The organism is Jidongwangia harbinensis (genome assembly GCF_020216025.1).
Lineage (GTDB): Bacteria > Actinomycetota > Actinomycetes > Mycobacteriales > Micromonosporaceae > Actinoplanes > Actinoplanes harbinensis.
Genome location: NZ_JAIWNC010000010.1, coordinates 143,059 through 168,002, shown reverse-complemented (window position 1 = coordinate 168,002; position 24,944 = coordinate 143,059). Strand labels below are relative to the sequence as shown.

Below are 24,944 nucleotides of genomic sequence, written 5' to 3'. Positions count from 1 at the left end.
CATGTTGAGGTAACCTCAGCTTATCAACTACCGAAACGAGGGATCACTTGGACTCGCGTAAACCCACCGTCACCGCCGCCGAGCGCGCGCAGGCCCAGGGCGTCTCGTTGCGCCGGATCGGCCGGCTCTTCACCGCACACCGGTTCCCGCTGGCCGTCGTCACCGCGATCATCGTGGTGTCCTCGGTCCTCTCCCTGGCCTCCCCGTTCCTGCTCCGTGAGGTCATCGACGTCGCACTCCCCCGGGCCGACCTGCCGCTGCTGGCCTGGCTGGTCGCCGGCATGGTGGCCGTGGCCGCGGTGACCTCGGCGCTCGGCGTGGTGCAGACCTGGATCTCCACCACCGTCGGCCAGCGCGTCATGCACCGGCTGCGCACCGACGTCTTCGCCCACCTGCAACGTCAGTCGGTGGGGTTCTTCACCCGCACCCGCACCGGCGAGGTGCAGTCCCGGATCACCAACGACATCGGCGGCATGCAGTCCGTGGTCACCTCGACCGCGACCTCGGTCGCCGCCAACCTCACCACGGTGGTCGCCACCGCGGTCGCGATGGTCGCGCTCTCCTGGCAGCTGGCCCTGGTCTCGCTGGTGGTGCTGCCGCCCGCGATCCACCTGACCCGGCGGGTGGCCGGCATGCGCCGGCGGATCACCGCCGAGCGCCAGCGCGAGCTGGCCGACCTGAACGTCACGGTCGAGGAGGCACTCTCGATCAGCGGGGTGCAGCTCAGCAAGACGCTCGGCACCGGACCGGCCCTGGTGGACCGCTTCACCCGCTCCTCCGAACGGCTCATCGACCTGGAACTGCGCGCGGAGCTGGCCGGACGCTGGCGGATGGCCTCGATGGCGGTCGTCTTCGCCGCCATCCCGGCCGTCATCTACCTCAGCGCCGGCCTGCCGTTCACCGCCGGCACGCTCAGCATCGGCACCCTGGTGGCGTTCACCGGCCTGCAGTCCGGGCTGTTCCGGCCGCTGATGGCCCTGCTCAACGTCGGGGTGTCGCTGACCAGCTCGCTGGCGCTGTTCGCCCGGATCTTCGAATACCTGGACCTGCCGGTCGAGGTGGCCGACCCGGAGCACCCGGCGGACGTCACCCACGTGCGCGGACACCTGCGCCTGGCGGACGTCACGTTCCGTTATCCGGACGGCGCCGGACCCGCGGTCGCCGGCCTCAGCCTGGACGTACCGGCCGGCACCTCGCTCGCCCTGGTCGGCGAGACCGGCTCCGGCAAGAGCACGGTCGCCGGCCTGATCGCCCGGCTGCACGACCCGGACGCCGGCCGGGTCACCGTCGACGGGGTCGACGTACGCGACCTGCGGCTCGCCGACCTGGCCGGCATCGTCGGCGTGGTCAGCCAGGAGACCTACCTGCTGCACACCACGGTGCGGGAGAACCTGCGGTACGCCAGACCGGACGCCACCGACGCCGAGATCGAGGCGGCCGCCCGCGCCGCACAGATCCACGAGCTGATCACCGGCCTGCCCGAGGGGTACGACACGGTCGTCGGCTCCCGCGGCCACCGCTTCTCCGGCGGCGAGAAGCAGCGCGTCGCGATCGCCCGCACGCTGCTGCGGGACCCGCGCATTCTGATCCTGGACGAGGCCACCAGCGCGCTGGACACCGAGACCGAACGCGCCGTGCAGCGCGCGTTCGACACGGTGTCGCGGGGCCGGACCACGATCACCATCGCGCACCGGCTGTCCACGGTCCGCCACGCCGACCAGATCGTGGTGCTCGACCACGGCCGGGTCCTGGAGTCCGGCACCCACGAGAGCCTGGTCGAGGTCGGCGGCCGGTACGCCGCCCTGGCCGCCTGAGGAGCCGCCCGCACCCGTGCTGCACCCGGGCTGCAACCGGACGGCCTTGACGCTCCGTAACGGTCGGCTAGATTTGTGAGTACGCACCGCATTGACCGGATATGTCGCCACGCTCGCAAAGGACGCCGCATGCCCTCGCTCACCACGGAACGTGACAGCGCCTCCTCACCGAACGCAACCAGCGGCTTCCGGGACCTGGCACCCGCCATCACCCGGCAGCGGCTCGTGGTCGAGGGCTACCCCACGTTCGTGATCACCGACGAGCACATCCGCGACTACCTGCGGCAGCTGTCCGTGGTGACCGACATGATCACCCTGATCGAGCCGGTGACCCACGTCAGCGACCTGTACGGCTGGGCCGGCTGGATCCACTGGGAGACCTCCGGCGCGCACTTCTACTCGTGGGAGCGCCCGGTGGAGTTCTTCAGCGTGGACATCTACACCTGTAAGGCGTTCGACCCGGCCGCCGTGGTGGCGTTCACCGAGGCGTACTTCCGTACCACGCAGATCGTCGCGAAGGAGTTCTGAGCGGTGCCGGCCCGCTACGACCTCGACCCCGGCGACGTGCGCCGGCGCGTCGCGCAGTGCCTGGCCGGGCTGCCCGCCACGCCGGGACGGTTCGTCGCCGTGCCGGCCGGCCCGGGCGAACCGCTGGCCGACGTCGGGCGCACCGTGGAACGACGGGTCTTCCAGGAGACGTTCGGCAACGACGCCGCGGTGATGACCGACGAGTACCGGCGGTACGAGGCGCAGAGCCTGTTCTTCCTGGTGCTGGACCGCGAGGCGGTGGCGCCGGCCGGGGTGTGCCGGGCCGTGGCGGGCACCGGGCGCGGCATCAAGACGATCGACGACGCCCCGGCGCACATCGGGCACGACGCCGACGCGATCGCCGCCGCGCACGGGATGACCGGCGGGCCGGTGTGGGACTTCGCCACCCTGGCGGTGCTGCCGGAGTACCGCGGCCGCCGCTCGTCACTGGAGGTCAGCACGCTGCTGTACCGGACCTTCCTGCGGGCCGGGCGGGACGCCGGCGTGCAGCACGTGGTGGCCATGCTGGACCGGGGCGCGTACCGCAACATCGAACTGCTCGGCGTGCCGCTCGCCGCGCTGGCCGGCTCCGGGCCGTTCGGCTACCTCGGCTCGACCGACAACCGCGCCGTGTACAGCGAGTTCGCGGCCATCCTGCCGGCGATCGCGCGGCAGGCGCAGCGGCTGCGCCGTCCGTTCGGCCCGTTCGCCGGCCGCATCCGGCGGCGCGGGCTGCGCCGGCTGCTGGTGCGCCAGATGGCCGCCCGGGTGGCCCACCGGGTGGCCACCGGCCGCGGCGTCGACGACCGGATCGTGCTGCCCCGCGCCGGCCTCCCCGGCCCGGCGGTGTCCGCGGCCCGAGCCCGCATCTAGCCGGCCGTCCGTCCGATCGCGTGCGGCTCAGCCGGTCGCCTGCCGGAGTAGTGCTCCTAGGCCGGGCCTGTCGCCTGGTTCAGGCCGGCCTCGACGGCCGCCACCAGTTCGCCGTCCCCGGCCAGGGCCGGGTCCAGCAGACCCAGCACGTCCCGGACCGACCCGGCGGCGGCGACGAACCGCTCCCCCGCCGCGTCCCGCACCGGGGTACCGGCGCCCCGCAGGTGGGCGATCCACGCGGCGAGCACCCGGACCCCGCCCCGGGGCAGCCGGCCGGCGGACCGTTCCCGGTGCAGCACCGGCAGGATCCGGATCGGCAGCTTCTGCGAACCGTCCGCGGCGATCTGCCCGAGACGGTGCTGGATGCGCCGGTTGGCCCAGCGGCGCAACAGCGCGGCCCGGTACTCGGCGATCTCCGCGGCGGGCAGCGGCAGGTGTGCGGCCGCGGAGTCCCACCAGTCGTCCAGCCAGGACCGGCACTCCGGGTCGGCCACCGCGTCCGCGACCGTCTCGTGGCCGCGGGCACCGCCGGCGTACGCGAGCAGGGAATGGCCGCCGTTGAGCAACCACAGCTTGCGCTGCTCGTGCGGGCCCACGTCGGCGACGAAGCGGGCGCCGGCGGCGTCCCAGGCCGGCCGCCCGGCCGGGAAGTCGCCGCTGATCACCCACTCGTGGAACGGTTCGGTGACCACCGGTACGGCATCGTCGCGCCCGGTCGCGGCGGCCACCGCGCGCACGTCGTCGTCGGTGGTGGCCGGGGTGATCCGGTCCACCATGGTGGTGGGGAAGGCGACCCGCTCGCGGATCCAGCCGGCGAGGTCCGGGTCGGCCGCCGCGGCCAGGCCGGTGACCACGCGATCCGTGACGGCACCGTTGTCCGGCAGGTTGTCGCAGGACATCACCGCGATCGGGCCGGCGCCGGCCGCCCGGCGTGCGGCCAGGCCGGCGACCAGGCGGCCGGGCACGCTGCGCACGTCACCCCCGGCGGCACCACGCAGCACCGCCAGGTCGCTGCGCACGTCCGGGTCGTCAAGGTCGACACCGCCGTCCGCGCCGCGCCGGTACGCGGCCTCGGTGACGGTCAGCGTCACGATCGCCACTTCCGGCCGGGCCAGCAGGGCCCGCCAGTTCGTCAGGTCGGTGCCCGGGTACGCCGCCACGACGGACCCCACGACCGGGAACTCGTCGGTGTCCGGGCCGCGTACCACCAGGGTGTAGAGGCCGTCCTGGGCGCTCAGCCGGTCGGCGAGGCCGCGGGACCGGCCGGTGAACGCGGCGATCCCCCACTCCCCGGCGTCCGGGGCGGCGGCGGTGTACCAGGCCTGATGCGCGCGGAAGAAGTTGCCCAGCCCGAGATGGACCATCCGGACCGGCGCGGGGGGTAGGTCACGCCTCACAGCTTGAAGACCTTCCTAGGTTGCTGAGATACAAGGCCGGCCAGCGTCTCGGCGGCCTCGTCCTCGTCCAGGCGGTGCTCCGCCACCAGACCGGCCAGGAAGCCCGCGTCCAGCCGGCGGGACATGTCGTGACGGGCCGGGATGGAACAGAACGCCCGGGTGTCGTCGACGAACCCGGCGAGCCGGCTGAACCCGGCGATCTCGGTCACCGACGACTGGAAGGACCGGATGGCCGCCGGGTTGTCCAGGAACCACCACGGTGCGCCGGCGTACACCGCGGGGTAGAAGCCGGCCAGCGGGGCGACCTCGCGGGCGTACACGTCCGGGTCCACGGTGAACAGCACCAGGTGGAAGCCCGGCTCGGTGCCGTACCGCTCGAGCAGCGGGCGCAGCGCCCGGGTGTACTCGGTGGCGACCGGGATGTCGTGGCCGGTGTCCGCGCCGAACCGGTCCAGCGTCGCCGGGTGGTGGTTCCGGAAGACCCCCGGATGCAGCGTCATGACCAGCCCGTCCGCGCAGGACATCCGGGCCATCTCCACCATCATGTGGCGGCGGAACGCGGTGGCCTCCGCCGCGCTCGCCTCCCCGGCCAGGGCCCGGGCGTAGATGCCTTCCGCCTCCGCCCGGTCCAGCGGTTCGGCCACCGCGTCGGCGTGCCCGTGGTCGGTGGACACCGCGCCGTGGGCCAGGAAGTGCCGGCGGCGCCGCTCCAGCGCCTCCAGATAACCGCCGTAGTGACCGGCGTCGGTGTCCGCCACCGCGCCGAGGTGCCGGACCGCGTCGGCCCAGCCGGGCCGCTCCGGCTCCAGGTAGCGGTCGGGACGGAAGGTGGGCACGATCCGGGTGGTCACGGTCGGGTCGGCGGCCAGCGCGGCGTGCGCGTCCAGGCTGTCCGCGGGGTCGTCCGTGGTGGCCAGGAACTCGATGCCGAACCGTTCCAGCAGCGCCCGCGGGCGGTGGCTGTCCTGTCGCAGGCAGTCGGCGATCCGGTCGTAGACGGCGTCGGCCGTATCGGCGCCGGGCCGCTGGGTGACCCCGAAGATATCGGCCAGCTCGGCCTCCAGCCAGAACCGCACCGGCGTGCCGCGCAGCAGGTGCCAGTTCGCGCAGAGCAGCCGCCACGCCGCCCGGGCCCGCTCCTCCCCCATCGGCCCGGCGCCGACGCCGAGCCGGTCCAGCGCGATGCCGCCGGCGTGCAGCAGCCGGGTCACGTAGTGGTCCGGCTGCACCAGCAGCGCGGTCGGGTCGGCGAACGGAGCGTCGTCGAGCAGCATCTGCGGATCCACGTGCCCGTGCGGCGACACGATCGGCAGGTCGCGTACCCCTTCGTACAGCCGGCGGGCGAGCGGGCGCACCGCCGGGTCGGACGGCAGGAGCCGGTCCGGGTGCAGGGTCAGGGATGCGGGAACCGAAGCCATGCAACGAGACTGATGGGACGACCGCCGCTTTGGCAAGCGGTTGCCATCTGTTGCCCGGACTACCCGGTCCCGGCGGAGGTCGGCACGGAGGCGGTGGCCCAGGCGGGCCGGCTCCGGCCGGGGCGCGCGGTCGACGCCCGTACCACCAGTTCCGGGGGCAGGCGCACCGGAGGCCCGGCGGCGGGCGGCGCGCCGTGCACCAGGTCCAGCAGGGTGCCGACCGCGGTCCGGCCCATCGCGCGCAGCGGCGCGGCCACCGTGGTCAGCGCCGGCGTGACCAGACCGGCGGCGAGGATGCCGTCGAAACCGACCACGCTCACCTCCTCCGGCAGCCGGGCGCCCCGCGCGGCCAGCGCCCGGATCAGCCCGATCGCCATCAGGTCGTTGTACGCGATCACCGCGGTGGTCGGGCGGCCGGCCAGCTCCGGCGCGGCCGCTGCGCCGCCGTCCACGGTGGGCGGGTACGGCCCGCTCCGGCACGCGTCCAGACCCCGCTCCCGGACCGCCTCGACCAGCGCGTCCCAGCGCACGCCGTCCGCCCAGGACGCCTGCGGTCCGGCCAGGTAGGTGATCCGCCGGTGCCCCAGGCCGGCCAGGTGCGCCACCGCCTGACGCATGCCCCGCGGGTCGTCGCTGACCACGCAGGGCACGCCCGGCACGGCCCGGTTCAGCACCACCACCGGGCGCTGTCCGGCGATCACCCGGAGCGCCGCGCCGGAGATGCCGGAGGTGGCCAGCACCACCCCGTCGGCCGACGACACCGCGCGGTCCAGCACCTCGCGCTCCCCGGCCGCGGACTGCTCGGCGTCGGTGAGCAGCATGGTGTACCCGGCCGCGGTCGCGGCGACCTGCACGCCCCGGATGATGTCGCTGTAGAACGGGTTCGCCACGTCCGCGACGACCAGCGCGAGCATCGAGGTGCGGCCGGTCGGCAGCGCGCGGGCCGACGGATTCGCCCGGTAACCCAGCGCGCTCGCGACCCGGCGGATCCGTTCCGCGGTGTCGGCGTTGATCCGCCCCGGCCGGGCGAACGCCCGCGACACGGTGGACGGCGCCACCCCGGCGGCCCGGGCCACGTCGTAGATGGTGGGTGCGCGGCCGGCCACCGGCTCGGTCCGGGGCCGGCTCTCGGCCGGATCCGTCGGGTCCGTCATGGCCACCCCTCTCGGCGCCACCTCAAGCTAACCGCGCCTGCACCGTCTGGCAACCGCTTGCCAGGGCACCGCTAGCGGGAGCGGATCTCCGCGTTGGCGAAGCCCACCCGGCCCTCGGAGTCCAGATCCTCGGTGCTCACCCCGAACACGACCCGCCCGGCGACCAGGGTGGGCTCGTTGACGTCCGCCTCGATGACCGGTGCGCCGTCCACCGTGACCGTGGCCCGCTGCCCCCGGATGTCGATGCCGAGCCGGTGCCGGTCGCCGTCCCGGAACACCTCGGACGGCCACGTCTTCAACGTGGCGGCCTCCCCCGCGTCCAGCAGTTCCAGGTCGAGGCCGCCGGCGCAGGCGGACAGCCGGTAGCCGCTGTCGGAGATGAACCGGAACCAGACCAGCGCGCAGGAGCCGGGCGCCAACGAGGTGACGTCCACGGCGATGGACTGGTCGCCGGCGAACGTGTCGGACGGCCCGCGGCACTGCACCGCCCCCGAGTCGCCGGTGCTGGCGACCAGCCGGCCGTCGAACCGGCAGCCGCCCGACCCCTCGTTGCCGGAGCTCCGCCACTGGCCCGGCCGGTCCAGGCGGTCGATCACCGACGGGCCGCGCACCACCCGGGTCACCGGCGGCACCGGCGCGGACGGTGACGGCGACTCGGCCACCGGTCCGGCTCCGCCGTCGGCCGCCTGCCAGTCGGCGCCGATGACGGCCATGGCCAGGCCGGCGGCGGCCAGCACCGCGGCGCCCGCCCCCGCGGCCAGCAGCCGGGCGGCCCGGCCGCCGCGGCCCAGCGGCCGGACCGGCGCCATCGCCGGCCGGCGCGGGTCGCCGGTGACGTAGCGCCCGGAGTGCTGGGCGGCCTCGGCGGCGCGGCGCAGCTCCGGGCGGTGCGCCAGGTCGGCGTCGAGCCCCGCCGGTGCGCCCGGCGAACCGGCGGCCAGCAGCAGGTCCAGCAGCTCGTACGCGGTGGGCCGCTGCGCCGGGTCCTTGTCCAGGGTGAGCGCCACCAGGTCGCGCAGCGGCCCGGGCAGGCCGGACAGGTTCGGCGGCTGGGTCAGGATCCGGGCCGCGGTGGCGGCCGGCGAGTCGGCGTGGAACGGGGTACGGCCGGTGGCGGCGAACACCACGACGGCACCCCAGGCGAACACGTCCGCGGCCGGTGTGACCGTACGGCTCTCCGCGTCGAACCGCTCCGGCGCCATGTACGCCACCGTGCCGACCATCTGGTCCGTGCCGGTGTGCTGGCTGGTCACCTCCAGCGCCCGGGCGATGCCGAAGTCGATCACCTTGGGCGTGCCGAGCGAGAACAGCACGTTGCGCGGCTTCAGGTCGCGGTGGATCACCCCGGCGCCGTGGATCGCGGTCAGCGCGGTAGCCACCCCGATCGCCACGCTGTACAGGCTGCCGGCCCCCAGCGGGCCCTTCTCCTCCACGACCTCGGCCAGGCTGGGCCCGTCGACGTACTCCACGACCAGGTACGGCGTGCGGTGGTCGGGGTCGGCGTACAGCACCTCGGCGGTGCAGAACGGCGGCACCTGCCGGGCCCGGTTCACCTCGCTGCGGAACCGGCCGCGGAACTCCGCCTCGTAGGCGAACTCGGGCCGGATGACCTTGACCGCGACCAGGCGTCCGGACGGTTCCCTGGCCAGGTAGACGGTGCCCATGCCGCCCTGGCCGAGCCGGGACAGCAGCTCGTAGTCGCCCAGCCGCCGGGGGTCACCGGGGCCCAGCGGATTCTTCACGACGGGGTCCGCCCTCCGGCCTGATCACTGCACACCGGCAGCGACCCTACCCGGCAGCCGCCGCCGGCTGAGCTAGCGTCCACCCCATGACCTTCGACGTCGCCCGGGTCCGGGCCGCCTATCCCGCCCTCGCCGAGGGTTTCGCCCACCTGGACGGCGCGGCCGGCACCCAGGTCGCCGCGCCGGTCGCCGACGCGGTCGCCGGCACGCTGCGCCGGGCGGTGTCCAACCGCGGCACCGCGTTCGCGGCCGCCCGCCGCTCCGGCGAGATCGTGGCGGCCGCCCGGGACGCGGTCGCCGACCTGGTCGGCGGGGTGCCCGGCGGCGTGGTGTTCGGGGCCAGCGCCACCGCGCTGACCTACCGGGTGGCCGGCACGCTCGCGACGTCCTGGCGGCCCGGCGACGAGGTGGTGGTGTCACGGCTGGACCACGACGCGAACGTGCGCCCCTGGGTGCAGGCCGCCGAGGCGGCGGGCGCGACCGTACGCTGGGCGGAGTTCGACCCGGCCACCGGCGAACTGCCGGCCGGGCAGTACGCCGGCCTGGTCGGTCCGCGGACCCGGGTGGTGGCGGTGACCGCGGCCAGCAACGCGATCGGCACGGTGCCGCCGGTCCGCCGCATCGCCGACCTGGCACACGCGGCGGGCGCGCTGGTCTACGTCGACGGGGTGCACGCCACCCCGCACCTGCCCACCGACGTGCGGGCACTCGGCGCGGACTTCTACGTGACCAGCGCCTACAAGTGGTCCGGACCGCACCTGGCCGCGGTGGTGGCCGACCCGGAGGTGTGGCGCACGCTGCGCCCGGCGAAGCTGATGCCGTCGCCGGACGTGGCGCCGGACCGGTTCGAGCTCGGCACCCTGAGCTTCGAACTGCTGGCCGGCGTGACCGCGGCCGTCGACCACCTGGCCACGCTGGGCACGGCGGACCCGGCCGCGCCGCGCCGCGACCGGGTGCTGGCCGGCCTGACCGCGGCGGCCGGCTACGAGCGGACACTGGCCGACCGGCTCACCGCCGGCCTGGCCGCGCTGCCCGCGGTCACCGTCTGCCCGGCCCCGGACCAGCGCTGCCCCACGGTGTCGTTCCGGGTCGGCGGCCAACTGCCCGCGGAGACCGCCCGGATGCTCGGCGACGAGGGCGTCTGCGTGTTCTCCGGCGACTACTACGCCTACGAGTACTTCACCGCGACCGGGCTGCGGGACACCGGCGGCGCGGTGCGCGCCAGCATCTACCACTACAACACCGCGGACGAGGTGGACCGGCTGCTGACCGTCCTGGCGAAGGCCGGCACCGCGGCGGCATGACCGGCCCGGAACAGGGAATCAGGAGCGCATGGCGACAATTCTGGTGACCGGCTCCACCGACGGCATCGGCCGGCAGACCGCGGCCACCCTGGCCGGGCAGGGGCACCGGGTGGTGCTGCACGCACGCAACGCGCGGCGCGGCGACCAGGCCCGGGCGGCGGTTCCGGACGCGGCCGGCGTGGTGCACGGCGACCTGTCGTCCCTGGCGCAGACCCGGGACCTGGCCGGGGCGGCCGCCGAACTGGGCCCGTTCGACGTGGTGGTGCACAACGCCGGGATCGGCGGCGGGCAGCCGGCGCCGGTGCTGACCGGGGACGGCCTGGAACACATCTTCCAGGTGAACGTGCTGGCCCCGTACCTGCTGACCGCCCTGCTGCCGCGCCCCGCGCGGCTGATCTACCTGACCTCCGGCCTGGAGGCCGACGGCGCGGTGCACCTCGACGACCTGCAGTGGGGCGCCCGGCGGTGGGACGGCATGCAGGCCTACAGCGACGCCAAACTGTACGACGTGATGCTCGCGTTCGCGGTCGCCCGGCGCTGGCCGGAGGTGCGCAGCAACGCCGTCGACCCGGGCTGGATCCGCACCCGGATGGGCGGGCCGGACGCCACCGACGACCTGCCCGAGGGCGCGGACACCCAGGTGTGGCTGGCCACCGACGACTCACCGGAGGCCACCGTCACCGGTGCCTACTTCAAGCGCCGCCGGCAGTTGCGGGCCAACCCGCAGGCGTACGACGAGACCCTCCAGGAGGAGTTGCTGGCCGCCTGCGCCAAACTCTCCGGCGTCGACCTCCCCTAGGGCGTGCGTTCGATGGTCACCAGGGTGCCGTCGGACGTGGTGGTGACCCGCACCTCGCCGTACGCGTTCATCAGCAGTGCGCCGCGTCCCCGGTCCATCGCCGGCGGGCGCTCGCGCCACCGGCCGAAGTCCTGTACCGCGATCCGGACCACGCCGCCGCTCACCCGCAGCGTCACCTCGACCTCCGGCCGGGTCGGCTGCTGGGCGTGCTCGACCGCGTTGTTCACCGCCTCGGTGGCGGCCAGCAGCAGGTCGTCGCGCAGGTCCGGATCGAACCCGGTGCCCAGTGCGGCCCGCAGGTCCCGGCGCATGGCCGACGCCGCCGTGGGGATCAGCGGGTACACCCAGCGCTCGTCGGCGTCGGCGAGCGCGGCGGCCGGCCGTGGCCGGGCCGCGGGCCGGTGGTGCACGGCGACGACCGCGACGCCGTCCGCCGCGCCGGACAGGACGGCATCGACGGTGTCCCGGGCGCCGGCGGCGCGGCGGGCCGCCTCCACGCAGCGGTCCACCAGGTCCGGGATGCCGGTACCGGTGTGGCAGAGCAGCCGGGCACCGGGCGCCAGCCCGATCCGCTGCTCGGCGAACGTGGCGCCGCCGTGGTCGAGCGGCGGTCCGGCCGGGCCAGGTAACGGCGCGGCGGTGGCGTCCGGTGCGCACAGCACCGGCCCGGGATGTCCGGCGCTGCACCAGGTCAGCACGCCCTCGGCCGGGTCCAGGCGGGCCAGCAGCAGCGTCGCCGGGGCCGCCGGCTCCCCGGTGTCCAGCAGTGTGACGAGGCGGGACAGCACCCGGGCCGGTGCCGGGTCCGCCACCGCGTACGCGCGGACCGCGTTGCGGATCTGACCGATCGCGACCGCCGCGGCGAGGCCGTCGCCGGCCGCGTCGCCGACCGCGATCAGCAGGTCCCCGCCGGGCAGCCGGAGCACGTCGTGGAAGCCGCCGCCGGGGCCCGGCCGGCGGCGTGCGGCGAGGTCCCAGCCGGCGATCTCGGGCAGGGTGGCCGGCAGCACGCTCTGCCGGACCGCGTCGGTCACCTGACGTTCGTGTTCCAGCTGCCAGGTGCTCTCGGCCAGCACGGCGAGCATCGCGGCGATCGGCCGCAGCAGCGCCCGGGCCTGCTCGGCGGGGACGCCGTCCGGACCGGTCAGCACGGTGAGCGCGCCGATCCGGCGTCCGTGCCGGCCGTGCAGGACCGCCTCGACCTCCCGGACGGGTGTCTCGGTGGCGTCCGGTTCGCGGCTGCGGAACCGCAGCGGCGGACGGTCGGCGCCGCCGTCCAGCACGGTGTCCGCGCGGATTCCGTCGAGCAGCGCACGGGCCTGCTCGGTGGCGGCCTGGAACGCGTCGTCGAGGGCCCGCCCGGACGCGATCACCGCGGCCGTGTCGGCCAGCGCGGACAGCTGGCGGGTGTGGGCGCTGCGGGTGCGGACCAGGTTCAGCGTGGTCCGGATCCGGGCGATCAGTTCGGGCGCGGCGAACGGCTTCACCACGTAGTCGTCGGCGCCGGCGTCCAGGCCCTCCACGCCCGCTTCCCGGCCGGCCCGGGCGGAGAGCATCATCACCGGCAGGGTACGGAGGGACTCGTCCTGGCGTACCGCCCGGAGCAGGCCGAAGCCGTCCAGGCGGGGCATCATCACGTCGGTCAGCAGCAGGTCGGGCCGGCGGCGGCGGATCGACTCGAGTGCCGCCTCGCCGTCGGCCACCGCTTCGACCTCCCACCGCTGGGCGGTGAGCAGGCGGGTCAGGTAGGCGCGCATGTCGACGTTGTCGTCGGCGATCAGGAGCCGGGCGTCGGGGGCGCCGTCCGGGGCCGGCGACGGCACCGGTCCGGCGTCGTCCAGCCAGCCCAGCATCTCCTGGGCGGCGGCCTGTGCGGCGTCGCCGGGGACCACGGCCGCCGGGCCGGTCGCCGGGCCGCCGGTCGCCTCGACCGCGGTCCACGGCAGAGCCACGGTGAACGTGGTGCCCACCCCGGTGTGGCTCTCCACCCGCACGTCGCCGCCGTGCAGCCGGGCCAGTTCGCGGACCAGCGCCAGGCCGATGCCGGTGCCCTCGTGGCTACGGGACCGGACGTCCGGTACCCGGTGGAAGCGGTCGAACAGCCGGGGCAGTTCGGCCTCGGCGATCCCGATGCCGGTGTCCGCGACGGACAGCCGCACCTCGGTGTCGTCGGACTCCAGCGTCACCCGGATCTCGCCCACGAAGGTGAACTTGAGCGCGTTGGAGAGCAGGTTGCTGACGATCTTCTCCCAGTTCGCCGGGTCCACCGCGGCCGGCCGGGGCAGCGGGGGGCAGTCCACCACCAGGCGCAGCGAGGCGCGCTCCACCGCGGCCCGGAACACTCCGGCCAGGTCGGTGGTGAGCCGCGCCAGGTCGACGTCGCGCGGGGTGTGCCCGGGCCGGCCGGCCTCCATGCTGGCGATTGTGAGCAGGTTGTTGACCAGCGAGAGCAGCCGGGTGGCGTTGCGCCAGGCGGTGTCCACCCGGTCCCGCTGGTCCGGCCCGAGCGGCTCGTGCCGGTCCGCCAGCGCGTCGGCGAGCGGTCCGAGCAGCAGGGTGAGCGGGGTCCGGAACTCGTGGCTGACGTTCGTGAAGAAGCTGGTCTTGACCTGGTCCAGCGCGGCGAGGGCCTCGGCGCGGCGGCGTTCCTCCAGGTACGCCTGGGCGTTGCGCACCGCCACCGACACCTGCTGCGCGGCGAGTTGCAGGAAGGAGCGGTACCCGTCGTCCAGGGCCCGGCTCGGGCTGATCCCGGTGACCAGGACGCCCAGCGGCTGCTGCCGGCCGGCCGAGGGCAGCGGCTGCGCCACCACGGTGCGCACCGGGTCGTCCCACGGTCCGCCGGGCAGCGACACCCGGGCGGCCACGTCGTCGAGCACCACGACCGCGCCGTCGGCGGCCGCGGCCAGGCCCCAGTCCGCCGGCCCGCCCGGGACCACCGGCACGGTCGCGGGGAGCGTGTCGGCGGCCAGGCCGGCGGTCGCGACCCGCCGCAGCCCGTCGGAGTCGCGCAGGTAGGTCGCCGCGAACGGCACGTCCAGCCGGGCGCCGCCGAGCGCCTCGGCCAGCCGGGCGCAGGTCTGCTCGACGCCGGTGGTGCTGTCGTCCGACACGGACAGGTCGCGCAGCAGCCGCAGCCGGCGCTCGCCGACCACCTGATCGGTGACCTCGCTGCACACGGTGAGCACCCCGACGGTACGGCCGTCGTCGTCGCGGGCCGGCGCGTGCGAGACGCTGAAGTACGCCTCCTCGCGGTACCCGGCGCGGTCCAGCAGCAGCTGCAGCGCCGGCACCCAGCTCGCCACGCCGGTCGCCATGGCCTCGGCGATCAGCGGCTGCAGTACGTCCCAGCCCTCGGCCAGGGTGATCCGCACGTCGCCGCCGACCGCGTCCGGGTGCTTGTCACCGATCAGCGCGGAGTAGGCGTCGTTGTAGAGCTGGGTGTACTCCGGGCCCCACAGCAGCAGCATCGGGTACCGGGAGGAGAGCACGATGCGCACCGCCGCGCGCAGGCTCTGCGACCAGCCGGTCACCGGTCCCAGCGGGGTACGGGTCCAGTCCAGCTTCGCCATCAGGCGACCGACCGCGCCCCCACCGCGGAACAGGTCGTCGTCCGGCGACATCAGGTTCGTCCACTCGCCATCCGACAACCCCGTTTCCGCACCGGCCCCTTCTGAATAGGGCACACACCGCCGCTACCTGTACCCATCCGGGCGACTTTCCCACCCTGATCATGTACCACTGTTGCGGTTCCGCACTCGCGGTGCGCGGGTTGACACCTCCGGACCGGGCCACCATGCTCGGAGACCTCGATTCGGCTCCCTCGGGGTCGTTTCACCTGCGAGGTTCGGTCCCGACGCCGGCGCAGAGGAGCACCGGATGCCGCACGACGCCGTGGGCGCGGTGATCGCGTCTACCGCGGCCGGGGTCACCGTCCTGATCGACGCGCGCGCCGGGCGACTGCCCGCGATCACCTACTGGGGCGCGGCGCTGCCGCCGCTGGACGCCGCACAGGCCGAGGCGCTGCTCCTCGCGGGCGAGGGGGTCGCCGGCACCAACACCGTGGAACCGCGGCCGCGGATCGCGGTGCTGCCCGAGCACCACACCGGCTGGATCGGGCGCCCCGGGCTGCGCGGATCGTTCGCCGGGACCGGCTGGTCCCCCGCGTTCGCCGCCACGTCGGTGACCGTGGACGGCGCGCCGGTGGCCGGGTTCGTCGCCACCGGGCCGGCCACCGTGACGGTGGCGGCGACCGACGACACCGGGCGCCTCGAGCTGTCCGTGACGCTCGAGCTGCTGCCCGCCGGCCTGCTGCGGGCCCGCGCCGCGGTGCGGTCCCGCGCCGCCGGGCCCTACGATCTCGCCGACCTGGTGCTGGCGTTCCCGGTGCCGGCCGAGGCCACCGAGCTGCTCGACTTCACCGGCCGGCACAACCGGGAACGGGTGCCCCAGCGCGGCCCGTTCCGCTCCGGCCTGCACCTGCGGGAGAACCGCAAGGGCCGGACCGGCGCGGACAGCGCCTACCTGCTGCACGCCGGCACCGCCGGCTTCGGCTTCGCGGCCGGCGAGGTGTGGGCGGTGCACACCGCGTGGAGCGGCAACCACACCCACTACGCGGAACAGGTCTTCACCGGCGAGAAACTGATCGGCGGCGGGGAGCTCCTGCTCCCCGGCGAGGTCCGGCTGGGTGCCGGGGAGACCTACCGCAGCCCCTGGGTGTACGCCGGGTACGGCACCGGGCTGGACGAGGTGGCCCGGCGCTTCCACCGGCACCTGCGGTCCCGGGAGCGGCCGGTGGGCCCGGACCGGCCGGTGACGCTCAACGTGTGGGAGGCGGTCTACTTCGACCACGACACCGACCGCCTGCGGGACCTGGCCGAGCGGGCCGCCGCGGTGGGCGTGGAGCGGTACGTGCTGGACGACGGCTGGTTCGGCTCGCGGCGCGACGACCGTTCCGGGCTCGGCGACTGGGTGGTCTCCCCGGACGCCTGGCCGCACGGTCTGCACCCGCTGATCGACCGGGTCCGGGCACTGGGCATGCAGTTCGGGCTCTGGGTCGAACCGGAGATGGTGAACCCGGACTCGGACCTGGCCCGGGCCCACCCCGAGTGGATCATGGCGGCCCGCGGCGACCGGCCGATCGAGTCCCGCCACCAGCAGGTCCTCGACCTCGGCGTTCCCGGGGCGTACCGGCATGTCCGGTCACACCTCACCGCGATCCTCGACGAGTACCCGATCGACTATCTGAAGTGGGACCACAACCGGGATCTGGTGGAGGCCGGCACGCAGGCCGACGGCGGACGCCCCGGGGTGCACGCCCAGACGCTCGCGGTGTACCGGCTGCTCGACGAGATCCGGGCGGCGTACCCCGGTCTGGAGATCGAGTCCTGCTCGTCCGGCGGCGGCCGGGTCGATCTCGGCGTGCTCGCCCGGACCGACCGGGTCTGGGTGTCCGACAACATCGACCCGCACGACCGGCAGGCCATGCTGCGCTGGACCACCCAGCTGGTACCGCCGGAGTACCTCGGCTCGCACATCGCGTCGGGCCGCTCACACACCACCGGCCGGCGGCACGACCTGGGTTTCCGGGCCGCCACCGCGGTCTTCGGGCACCTCGGCGTCGAGTGGGACCTGGCCCGCGCCACCGACGCCGAACTCGCCGAGCTGCGGGCCTGGATCCGCTTCTTCACCGAGCAGCGGGACCTGCTGCTCGGCGGTGACCTGGTCCGGATGGACGGCACCGGCGACGACCTGCTGGTGCACGGCGTGGTGGCGCCGGACCGGTCCCGCGCGCTGTTCGCCATGGTGACCACCGGCAGCCTGTTTCCGGACCCGGCCGGGCGGCTGCGCTTCCGCGGTCTGCACCCCGACCGCCGCTACCGGGTCCGGCCGGTGCTGGTGGCCGGCGGGCCGTCCGGTCTGGTGCCGCCCGCGTGGTGGGGCCCGGACGCGGACGGGGACGTGTTCAGCGGCGCCGCGCTGGCCCTGGTGGGGGTGGCGCCGCCCCGGCTGCACCCCGACCAGGCGGTGCTGTTCCGGGTGCAGCCGGCCGAGGAGTTTCCTCCCCCGGGCGTACGTGGTGAACCGAACGACCCCGTACGCGCGTAGAAGGGAACGTGATCAGCCGCCATCTGCCCACGTCCGCCGACGGTGCCGTCGATCGTCGACGCATCCTGCGCGCGGTGCTCACCGCCGCCGCCGCGGGACTCGTGTTCGCCGCGCTCGTCGTACCGGACCAGGTCGGCCGGCTGAAGGCGGGTCAGTCCGTACCCACCGCCTTCCTGCGCATCCCGCTGGAGGGCCTGCTCGGCGCGGCGCTGCTGCTCGCGCTGCCCCGGCGGCCGCGGCGGCCGGTCGCCGTGCTGCTGGGCGTGGGCCTGGGCGTGCTCACCGTGCTGAAGGTCTTCAACATCGGCTTCCTGAACGTCCTGGGCCGCCGGTTCAACCCGGTACTGGACTGGCCGCTGCTCGGCAACGGCTACGACTACCTGGTGGGGACGTCCGGCCGGGTCACCGCGATCGGGGCGGCGGCCGGCGCCGCGGTGCTGGCGGCCGGCGTCGTCGCCCTGCTCACCCTGTCGGTGGTCCGGTTGTCCGGGTTCGTGGTCCGGTATCCCCGGCCGGCCGCCCGCGCGATCACCGCCGGGGTCGCGGCCTGGACCGTGTTCGCGCTGGTCGGCACGCAGTTGTTCGTCGGCGCACCGGTGGCCTCGGACGCCGCCGCCGTCCTGGCCCGCAACACCGCGCTGCAGGTGCCCCGGGCGGTGCAGGACAAGAAGGCCTTCGCGGCGCTGGCCCGCGCGGACGCGTTCCGGGACGTCCCGGCCGACCGGCTGCTCACCGGGCTGCGCGGCAAGGACGTGGTGTTCGTCTTCGTGGAGAGCTACGGGCGGGCGGCCCTGCAGAACTCCAAGATCGCGGCGCTGGTCGACCCGGCGCTCGCGGCCGGCGCCCAGGGGCTGGCCGCGGCCGGGTTCTCCGCCCGCAGCGGCTACCTGACCTCGTCGACGTACGGCGGCGGAAGCTGGCTGGCGCACGCCACCATGCACTCCGGGCTGTGGATCGACAACGAGCAGCGGTACCGCCAGCTGGTCTCCGGCGACCGGCTCACGCTGCCCCGGCTGTTCCAGCGGGCCGGGTGGCACACCGCGGCGTTCGAGCCCGGCAACACCAAGGCCTGGCCGGAGGGCGACTTCTACGGCTACCGGCAGGTGCACGACTCCCGCACCATGGGCTACCGGGGCCCGAAGTTCGCCTGGTCCAGCATGCCCGACCAGTACGTGTTCGCCACCTTCCAGCGGGAGGTGTACGGCCGCGTCACCCAGCCGGTGATGGCGGAGCTGACCCTCACCTCGAGCCACACCCCGTGGACCGTGACGCCGGAGATGGTGGAGTGGGACGCGGTCGGCGACGGCGCGGTGTTCGGGCCGATGGCCGCCGCCGCCGAGGACGCGCAGACGCTGCGGTCGAACCCCGCACGGGTACGCGCCGCGTACGGCCGGTCCATCGCGTACTCGCTGACCAGCACGCTGTCCTGGGCCCAGCGCTACGGCGACGACGACCTGGTGCTGGTCGTGCTCGGCGACCACCAGGCCAAGCCGGTGGTCAGCGGCCGCAGCGGCCGGGACGTGCCGATCAGCGTGGTGACCAAGGACCGGGCCGTGCTGGACCGGGTCGCCGGCTGGGGCTGGGAGGACGGCCTGCGGCCCAGCCGCAAGGCGCCGGTCACCCGGATGGACGCGTTCCGGGACCGGTTCCTCACCACGTTCGCCGCGCCGGCACCGGCCCGGTCGGCGCACTGAGGCTTTTGAAGTAACAGCCTGAGCGGTCGGTCCACTCAGGATCCGACTTCCCGGTGTCCTGGATCAGGGGTCAACTTCTCGTGGCCGATCTGCCACCTTGCGTTGCCGCCCGGGACCGGCAACGCCCCGGCGAGACTGGCTCTGCGATCATCCGTCTCCATGGGCTATTACGAGCAGTTCCGCGACGCGGCCGTCGAGCGAGGGATTCCGGCGGACGAGGTCGACACGTTCGCCGAACATCTCCGATTCGTGATCGAAATGTCGAGCCGCCCCGCCAGCAACACACAGGTGGCCTGGCGGAACGGCGGACTGCCTCGGCTGCCGGCCGGGACGGCGTGGCCGACGGTCGGGGCACACCCGTTGCCGTTCGTCGCCTCCGTCGACTGCGCGGCGTTGCCGACGGTCGACCGGCTCCCCCTGCCGTCGGACGGCTCGCTGCTGTTCTTCCTGGAACACGAGCAAGACCTGGGAACCGGAAAGTACGCCGAGGTCCTGTACGTCCCGGCGGGCGTCGACACCGCGGTAGCCGAGCCGCCCGACTACGCGGATCCGTTCTACTGCAACCCGGAAATCCCGTTCGTCGGCGAGGAGTTCGAGCTCTACGCCAAGGTCACGACGGAGCTGCCGTCGTGGTTCGATGACGACGACGAGGCTCGCGAAGAGTCCGAGTCCGTGGAGCGGGTGATGGGCGCGCTGCCGCACGTTGTGGAACTCCGCGCACTGGCCAACGAGCTCTGGCCGCAGAGGAGAGGCTCCGCGCCCGGCCTCGGTGGGTACGACACGCAGCCCCGGTCGGGCATCTCGGAACCGACCCTGGAAATGGCGGACTACGACTACGAAGAACAGTTCCGGTTGAAGCGGGAGTGGGTCACGCTCGCGTCTTTCGACACGGCGGATGATGAACTCTACGTGGGATATTTCCTGGTCCGCTTCGACGACCTCGCCGCCGGCCGCTTCGACAAGGTGCGCTCGTTCACCACGTTCCTCGAGTAGGTCGGGCTCCGCGCGCCTCCGGCGGTGGCCACGTCCGGGTCGGCCGAACCGGCCGGGTCACCGACGATGAGCCGCCGCCGTGGCGCGGCGCCCGGCCGTTGCGGGTCGGCCGTGATCAGCCGGCCGCATCACGTCGGGTAGCTGCTCGGCGGTGACCGTGGCGGCGCGGCCCTCAAACGTGGCCGAACAAAGGCTCACTGGCGGTCAGCGTCCAGGTCCCGCAGCACGGCCCGGAGCAGGTCCGGGGTGCGGTCCGGCGGTTCGGCCTCGATGAACAGCCGGCCCATGGCCGCGGCGTAGCTGTCCACGTCCTCCCGCTTGTCCAGGTAGAGCCCGCTGGTCAGGTGCTCGATGTAGACCACGTCCGGCAGGTCCTGGTGCGGGAAGCGCAGGATGCTGAAGGCGCCACCGGCGGCCGCGTGCCCGCCGGAGTCGAACGGCATGATCTGCAGCCGGACGTTCGGCATGGCGGAGGCCTCCAGCAGCGCCTCGACCTGCTCCCGGAGCACGGTGCGACCGCCGATCGGCCGGCGCAGCACCGCCTCGTCCAGCACCGCCCAGAGCCGCGGCGCGCCCTCGTTGAGCAGCAGCTGCTTGCGGGTCATCCGCAGCTTCGCGCGCCGGTCGATCTCGGTGCGCGTCGCGGTGCCGTGCCCCAGCATGATCACCGCGCGGGCGTACGCGTCGGTCTGCAGCAGGCCCGGGATGAACTGCACCTCGTAGGTGCGGATCAGCTCGGCCGCCTGCTCCAGGTCCAGGTAGTTCTGGAACCAGGTGCTCAGCACGTCGCCGTAGGCGTGCCACCAGCTGGGCGTGTTCGCCTCGCGGGCCAGCGCGAGCAGCCGCTCGTGTTCCGCCGCGTCCGCCACCCCGTACAGCTTGAGCAGGTCGGTGACGTCGCGTTCCTTGAAGCTGACCCGGCCCAGCTCCATCCGGCTGATCTTCGATTCGGAGGCTCGGATGGCGTACCCGGCCTGATCCCGGGTGACGCCCCGGGCCAGGCGCAGGGTGCGCAGGCGCGCGCCCAGCTGGAGCCGACGCACGGTCGGTCCACCGCTGGCTTGCGGCGTGGTCACGCGGTCCTCCGGATCGGGATGCTCGGCTACGGCTTGCGCCCGACGGCGCAGTACTGGGCGATGGCCGGGGCGGCGGCCGCCTCCGCGTCGGGACGCCACCGGGTCACTGGCACCACGCCCGGCTCGACCAGTTCGAGGTCCGCGAAGAGCGCCCGGAAGCGGTCCGGGCTGCGCAGGTGGTACTTCGGGTTGGCGGAGAGGTTCCAGATCCGGGCCGCCTCGGCGATGTCCGGGTCGACGTCGCTGCCGTCGTACACCGCGAGGTAACTGCCGGGCGCCATGGTCGCCATCAGCCGGTCGATGATCGACTTGGCCTCGTCGTCGCTCTCCACGTGGCCCAGGACGCCCATCAGCATCAGCGCCACCGGCTGGCCGAAGTCCAGCATCGTCGACGCGGCGGCCACGATGGCGTCCGGGTCGTAGAGGTCGGCGTCCACATAGCTGGTGGCGCCCTCCGGGCTGGTGGTGAGCAGCGCCCGGGCGTGCGCCAGGACCAGCGGGTCGTTGTCCACGTAGACGATCCGGGACTCCGGGGCGACCCGCTGGGCCACCTCGTGGGTGTTGTCCGCGGTCGGCAGGCCGGTCCCGATGTCCAGGAACTGCCGGACGCCCGCCTCGCCCGCCAGGAACTGCACCGCCCGGACCAGGTACCGGCGGGACAGCACGGCGGCCTCGGCGAAGTGCGGCATGGCCGCGATGATCTCGTCGCCGACCGCCCGGTCGACGGCGAAGTTGTCCTTGCCGCCGAGCAGGTAGTTCCAGATTCGGGCGGTCTGCGGCACGGAGGTGTCCAGCTTGGGGCTTTCCTCGGCCCCGTCGCCGGCGGGCGGGCTCTCAGCCACGTTATGCATCCTCCATCCGGAGTGGATCGACGCGCGCAAGCATAGACCGCCGCCCGGCTTATACCGTCAGTCCTGACGCACGACTAGTCCCTCGTTCGGGGGTATCTGGACGGTCGGTGCCGGTTCCGCGACAACCGGACGACCCGGGTACGCGCAGGCAGCGCCCCCGTCGCGCCTGTTGACGGCCGCCGGCGGGGCCGTTCGCGCGACGCCGTGCACGCCGCGCGGGCCGGGCCGCCCGGGCCTCAGGCCGCCGGCGTGCCGGTCACCCGCAGATCGCGCATCCGGCCGATGTTGTCGAACGAGCCGAACCCGACCCGGCCGGACGGGAACGTGGTGTCCCGGGCCGTCATCAGCGGGTCCCGCGCACCGTCGAGGTAGACCGCGATCTCCCCGGTGGCCGGCAGGTGCCGCACCGTCACGTGGTGCCACCTCGCGTCCACCACCGCCGGGTTCGCCCCGCGCGAGCGCCCGTTCCACTGGAGGTCGATGCGCTCCCGGTCGGCGTTGTTCACCTTGAAGATGCCGTTGTGCGGATAAATGGTGTTGTCGGTGGACAGGTGGGCGTAGTAGAACTCGGTGTCGGAGCGGTGGCCGAACACGATGATCACGTCCCGGTTCGTCACCTCGACCGGTTCGTCCAGCCGTACCCTCGCCTTGATCTCCACGGCGGCGAACACGGGACCGGCGGTGAGGACCGCGTACTCGAACGGCCGCCGCGGACCCGGCCGGCTCTCCCCGGCCTCGGCGAGGATGACCTGCTCCCCGGTGAACCGCCACTTCGACGGCGTCACGGGCGCCCAGTTGGTGGCGCGCATGGTGCCGGCGACCCGGGTGCCGCCGACCGGCCCGCTCGCGAAGGTCTGCGTACCGGTCACCTGCCAGATCCTGCCATTGGCCTTGGCGAGCAGGTACAGCTCGCCGCGGGCGTCGGTGCCGAACCGCAGATCCACCCGGTTCGGATCGCCGGGCGCGCCCGGCCCGGACAGCTCCGGCATCGTGACCGCCCGGCCGGCGGGGGTGTAGAGGTGCAGCCGGTGGATGGTGGCCGGCTTACCGCCGCGGCGCATCTCGTCCACCTCGGTGTAGAACACCCAGCCGTTCACCAGGTCGCCGAAGACGTACTTGCCGCGCAGCGCGGGCACGTCCGAGCCGCGGTAGACGAAGCCGCCGGCCACCGCGACGCCGACGTCGGACGTGCAGTTCCAGTCCGCCGCCGGGTTGTGGTCGTACTCGGCGACCGGGTACTGGTAGCCGGTGTCGCCCTCGGGCAGCGGGTACAGCCGGTCGCACGGGTTCGCCGGGGCGCGGTCGAAGACGTACCGGCCCTCCCGGTCGCTCCAGCCCATGTTGTCACCGGCCCGGACCTCGTAGATGGCCTCGACCGCGTGCTCGCCGATGTGCCCCAGGTACATCCGCCCGGTGTCGGTGTCCCAGCTGAACCGGTGCGGGTCGCGGAAGCCGTACGCGTAGATCTCGCCGAGTGCGCCGGGCCGGCCGGCGAACGGGTTGTCCGGCGGGATGCCGTACCGGCCGTTGGGCGCGTCGGTGCCGGCCGGGTCGATCCGCAGCAGCTTGCCGTGCGGCAGTGCCAGGTCCTGCGGGTCGGTGTTGCGCACGCCCAGGCCGCCGTCGCCGACCGCGAGGTAGAGCATCCCGTAGTCGCGGTCGCCACGCTCGGCGGTGGGGTTGAAGTTGATCTCCTGGATGCCGTGGATCTGGCCGCCGAAGCCGATCCGCAGCACCTCGCGGTGGGTGCCGGCGAAGGTGTCCGCCGCCGGGTCGGTGGCGGTCCACTCGGTGATCACGCCGTGGTAGAGCACGGTGGCCTGCCGGTAGTCCGGCTGCTCCGCGGTCACCGCCGCCTCTTCGGTGTGGATCGTGTAGAAGCGGCCGTTGCGGGCGAAGTCCGGGTGGAACGTCACGTACCCGAAGCCCTGTCCCAGGCCGCGGCCGGAGAAGAACTCGGGCTGGAACGTCGCCGCCACGTCGAGGTAGACGTGCGGCACCCCGTTCCGCACCAGGTACAGGTTGCCGTTGAGGTCGGGCACCGCGCGCCGGCCCGAGCCGTCCGGCAGCTCCATGACGGTGTTGATCCGGGCGGTCCGGTTGAGCCGCTGGTCGACCAGCGGCGGGTCGGTGAAGGACTGCGGGAAGCTGGCGTACTCCGCCAGGACCAGGCCGAGGCGCGAGGTGACGGGCTCGGTCGGCACCGGGTCGTACACCGGTGCCGCCGCGGCCCGCGCGGTACCGGGAACTCCCAGGGAGGCCAGGAGGACGAGAGCGAGAACGAAGCGGCGCACGACTACCCCCGAGTCATGTAGCGGTACTGGTTGGTGATGTCACGTGCGGGAAGCGAACGGTCGAGGACCATGAGCGCGTCCATCCGGCAGGCGCAGGGATTGCGGTCGGCCGAGCCCGGCCACGGGAAGCTGCCGCCGATCTTGATGCCCCGCGGGTCGGTGGCCGAGGTGACGTGCGGGCCCGGACCGCCGATCAGCCACGGGTCGTCGGTGCGGGTGTAGAAGCCGTCCACCGGCGCGCCGTTGCGGTACAGCGCCATGGTGCCCGCGGTGAAGTCGAACGTCGCGGCCAGGTGCACCCACTCGTCCCGGGGCAGCAGCGCCCGCCAGTCGGCCTGTGCCGCGAGGATCTGCGAATTGCCGTCGTCGAGCCGCCGCCCGAGCGCGGCCAGCCGCAGCGTGCCGTTCACGTCGATCAGTTCCAGCAGGGCCCGGACCGCGTGGCCGTCGGAGTTGCCGGTCAGCACGCCGGCCAGCCCGATCGCGCCGAAGCCGGGGGCCGGGCCGTCCGCCTGCCGCTTGAACCAGCCGAGCACGGTGATGCCCTCGGTGGCGTTCAACGCCCGCAGCGTGCGGACGCCGCCGGCCGACCAGGCGCCGGCCTTCCAGTCGTTCGCCGCGCCGTCGACCGGTCCGGTCTGCAGCACGGTCCCGCCGCCCGGGTAGGCGCGGTCCGCGACCCGCATGGCGGCGCCGCCGTGCACCAGCTCGATCTCGGTGCCGGACCGCCCCCGGTCCCGTTCCAGCGCGGGATCGCCGGGCACCGGGTGGTCGAAGTCGTAGAAGGCGACCAGGTGCGGCCGCAGATGCGGATGGACGTCGCGGTCCGCCGGGCCGCCGGCGCCGGCGAGACCGGCGACCAGGACCGCGGCGATGACGCCGGTGAACATCGACACTCC

Annotated in this window: 17 protein-coding genes; 8 read left to right on the top strand and 9 right to left on the bottom strand. The window is 74.1% G+C overall.

Annotation, left to right across the window (positions count from 1 at the left end; genetic code table 11):
- The first annotated feature begins 47 nt into the window (after positions 1–47).
- From LDL48_RS15590 to LDL48_RS15580, 3 genes are all read left to right on the top strand, one after another.
- Positions 48–1,814: an ABC transporter ATP-binding protein gene (locus LDL48_RS15590; RefSeq protein WP_225255833.1), complete on the top strand. Its 1,767-nt coding sequence runs from the start codon at positions 48–50 to the stop codon at positions 1,812–1,814.
- A gap of 129 nt (positions 1,815–1,943) precedes the next feature.
- Positions 1,944–2,342 carry an S-adenosylmethionine decarboxylase gene (locus tag LDL48_RS15585; RefSeq protein WP_225255832.1) on the top strand — a complete coding sequence of 133 codons (399 nt, stop codon included), beginning with the start codon at positions 1,944–1,946 and terminating at the stop codon, positions 2,340–2,342.
- Positions 2,343–2,345: 3 nt separating this feature from the next.
- Entirely contained in the window at positions 2,346–3,215 is an 870-nt protein-coding gene (locus tag LDL48_RS15580) for a hypothetical protein (RefSeq protein ID WP_225255831.1), read from the top strand.
- Between the two features lie 56 nt (positions 3,216–3,271).
- Here LDL48_RS15580 and LDL48_RS15575 read toward each other — a convergent pair whose 3' ends face one another.
- From LDL48_RS15575 to LDL48_RS15560, 4 genes are all read right to left on the bottom strand, one after another.
- On the bottom strand, positions 3,272–4,612 hold the full coding sequence (locus tag LDL48_RS15575; protein ID WP_225255830.1) for a mannitol dehydrogenase family protein: 1,341 nt from the start codon (positions 4,610–4,612) through the stop codon (positions 3,272–3,274).
- Entirely contained in the window at positions 4,609–6,030 is a 1,422-nt protein-coding gene (gene uxaC / locus LDL48_RS15570; protein WP_225255829.1) for a glucuronate isomerase, read from the bottom strand. Before uxaC ends, LDL48_RS15575 begins: the two co-directional genes overlap by 4 nt.
- 59 nt (positions 6,031–6,089) lie before the next feature.
- A complete protein-coding gene (locus LDL48_RS15565; RefSeq protein ID WP_225255828.1) occupies positions 6,090–7,184 on the bottom strand; it encodes a LacI family DNA-binding transcriptional regulator in 1,095 nt (364 codons plus the stop codon).
- Between the two features lie 71 nt (positions 7,185–7,255).
- Positions 7,256–8,926, bottom strand: a complete 1,671-nt coding sequence (locus LDL48_RS15560) for a serine/threonine-protein kinase (protein WP_225255827.1) — start codon at positions 8,924–8,926, stop codon at positions 7,256–7,258.
- A gap of 86 nt (positions 8,927–9,012) precedes the next feature.
- On the opposite strand from LDL48_RS15560, the gene LDL48_RS15555 reads away from it, so the two are divergent.
- Together LDL48_RS15555 and LDL48_RS15550 are read left to right on the top strand one after the other, a co-directional pair.
- Positions 9,013–10,230 (top strand): cysteine desulfurase-like protein, encoded by a 1,218-nt coding sequence (locus LDL48_RS15555; RefSeq protein ID WP_225255826.1) that lies wholly within the window; start codon positions 9,013–9,015, stop codon positions 10,228–10,230.
- Between the two features lie 28 nt (positions 10,231–10,258).
- Positions 10,259–11,029 carry an SDR family NAD(P)-dependent oxidoreductase gene (locus LDL48_RS15550; protein ID WP_225255825.1) on the top strand — a complete coding sequence of 257 codons (771 nt, stop codon included), beginning with the start codon at positions 10,259–10,261 and terminating at the stop codon, positions 11,027–11,029.
- On the opposite strand, the gene LDL48_RS15545 is transcribed toward LDL48_RS15550, so the two are convergent.
- A complete protein-coding gene (locus tag LDL48_RS15545) occupies positions 11,026–14,652 on the bottom strand; it encodes an ATP-binding protein (RefSeq protein ID WP_225255824.1) in 3,627 nt (1,208 codons plus the stop codon). The genes LDL48_RS15550 and LDL48_RS15545 overlap by 4 nt on opposite strands.
- 256 nt (positions 14,653–14,908) lie before the next feature.
- Here LDL48_RS15545 and LDL48_RS15540 point away from each other — a divergent pair, with 256 nt between their 5' ends.
- The 3 genes from LDL48_RS15540 to LDL48_RS15530 all read left to right on the top strand — a co-directional run bounded on the left by LDL48_RS15540 (position 14,909) and on the right by LDL48_RS15530 (position 19,824).
- Positions 14,909–17,137 (top strand): alpha-galactosidase, encoded by a 2,229-nt coding sequence (locus tag LDL48_RS15540; RefSeq protein ID WP_225255823.1) that lies wholly within the window; start codon positions 14,909–14,911, stop codon positions 17,135–17,137.
- A gap of 8 nt (positions 17,138–17,145) precedes the next feature.
- The gene (locus LDL48_RS15535) at positions 17,146–18,831 is read left to right on the top strand and encodes a sulfatase-like hydrolase/transferase (protein ID WP_225255822.1); all 1,686 of its coding nucleotides are present in this window, start codon (positions 17,146–17,148) and stop codon (positions 18,829–18,831) included.
- A gap of 159 nt (positions 18,832–18,990) precedes the next feature.
- Entirely contained in the window at positions 18,991–19,824 is an 834-nt protein-coding gene (locus LDL48_RS15530) for a DUF1963 domain-containing protein (RefSeq protein WP_225255821.1), read from the top strand.
- A gap of 194 nt (positions 19,825–20,018) precedes the next feature.
- On the opposite strand, the gene LDL48_RS15525 is transcribed toward LDL48_RS15530, so the two are convergent.
- The 4 genes from LDL48_RS15525 to LDL48_RS15510 all read right to left on the bottom strand — a co-directional run bounded on the left by LDL48_RS15525 (position 20,019) and on the right by LDL48_RS15510 (position 24,935).
- Entirely contained in the window at positions 20,019–20,900 is an 882-nt protein-coding gene (locus LDL48_RS15525; RefSeq protein WP_225255820.1) for a Sco1979 family transcriptional regulator, read from the bottom strand.
- A gap of 26 nt (positions 20,901–20,926) precedes the next feature.
- The gene (locus LDL48_RS15520; protein ID WP_225255819.1) at positions 20,927–21,742 is read right to left on the bottom strand and encodes an SAM-dependent methyltransferase; all 816 of its coding nucleotides are present in this window, start codon (positions 21,740–21,742) and stop codon (positions 20,927–20,929) included.
- Between the two features lie 245 nt (positions 21,743–21,987).
- Positions 21,988–24,045: a PQQ-dependent sugar dehydrogenase gene (locus tag LDL48_RS15515; RefSeq protein WP_225255818.1), complete on the bottom strand. Its 2,058-nt coding sequence runs from the start codon at positions 24,043–24,045 to the stop codon at positions 21,988–21,990.
- Between the two features lie 2 nt (positions 24,046–24,047).
- Complete coding sequence (locus LDL48_RS15510; protein ID WP_225255956.1) at positions 24,048–24,935, bottom strand: LamG-like jellyroll fold domain-containing protein; 888 nt, start codon at positions 24,933–24,935, stop codon at positions 24,048–24,050.
- Between the last annotated feature and the right edge of the window lie 9 nt (positions 24,936–24,944).

Coding starts and splice junctions, on each gene's coding strand:
- LDL48_RS15585 (WP_225255832.1), top strand. CDS start 1,944: ATGCCCTCGCTCACCACGGAACGTGACAGCGCCTCCTCACCGAACGCA.
- uxaC (WP_225255829.1), bottom strand. CDS start 6,030: ATGGCTTCGGTTCCCGCATCCCTGACCCTGCACCCGGACCGGCTCCTG.
- LDL48_RS15565 (WP_225255828.1), bottom strand. CDS start 7,184: ATGACGGACCCGACGGATCCGGCCGAGAGCCGGCCCCGGACCGAGCCG.
- LDL48_RS15555 (WP_225255826.1), top strand. CDS start 9,013: ATGACCTTCGACGTCGCCCGGGTCCGGGCCGCCTATCCCGCCCTCGCC.
- LDL48_RS15550 (WP_225255825.1), top strand. CDS start 10,259: ATGGCGACAATTCTGGTGACCGGCTCCACCGACGGCATCGGCCGGCAG.
- LDL48_RS15545 (WP_225255824.1), bottom strand. CDS start 14,652: ATGTCGCCGGACGACGACCTGTTCCGCGGTGGGGGCGCGGTCGGTCGC.
- LDL48_RS15540 (WP_225255823.1), top strand. CDS start 14,909: ATGCCGCACGACGCCGTGGGCGCGGTGATCGCGTCTACCGCGGCCGGG.
- LDL48_RS15530 (WP_225255821.1), top strand. CDS start 18,991: ATGGGCTATTACGAGCAGTTCCGCGACGCGGCCGTCGAGCGAGGGATT.
- LDL48_RS15510 (WP_225255956.1), bottom strand. CDS start 24,935: ATGTTCACCGGCGTCATCGCCGCGGTCCTGGTCGCCGGTCTCGCCGGC.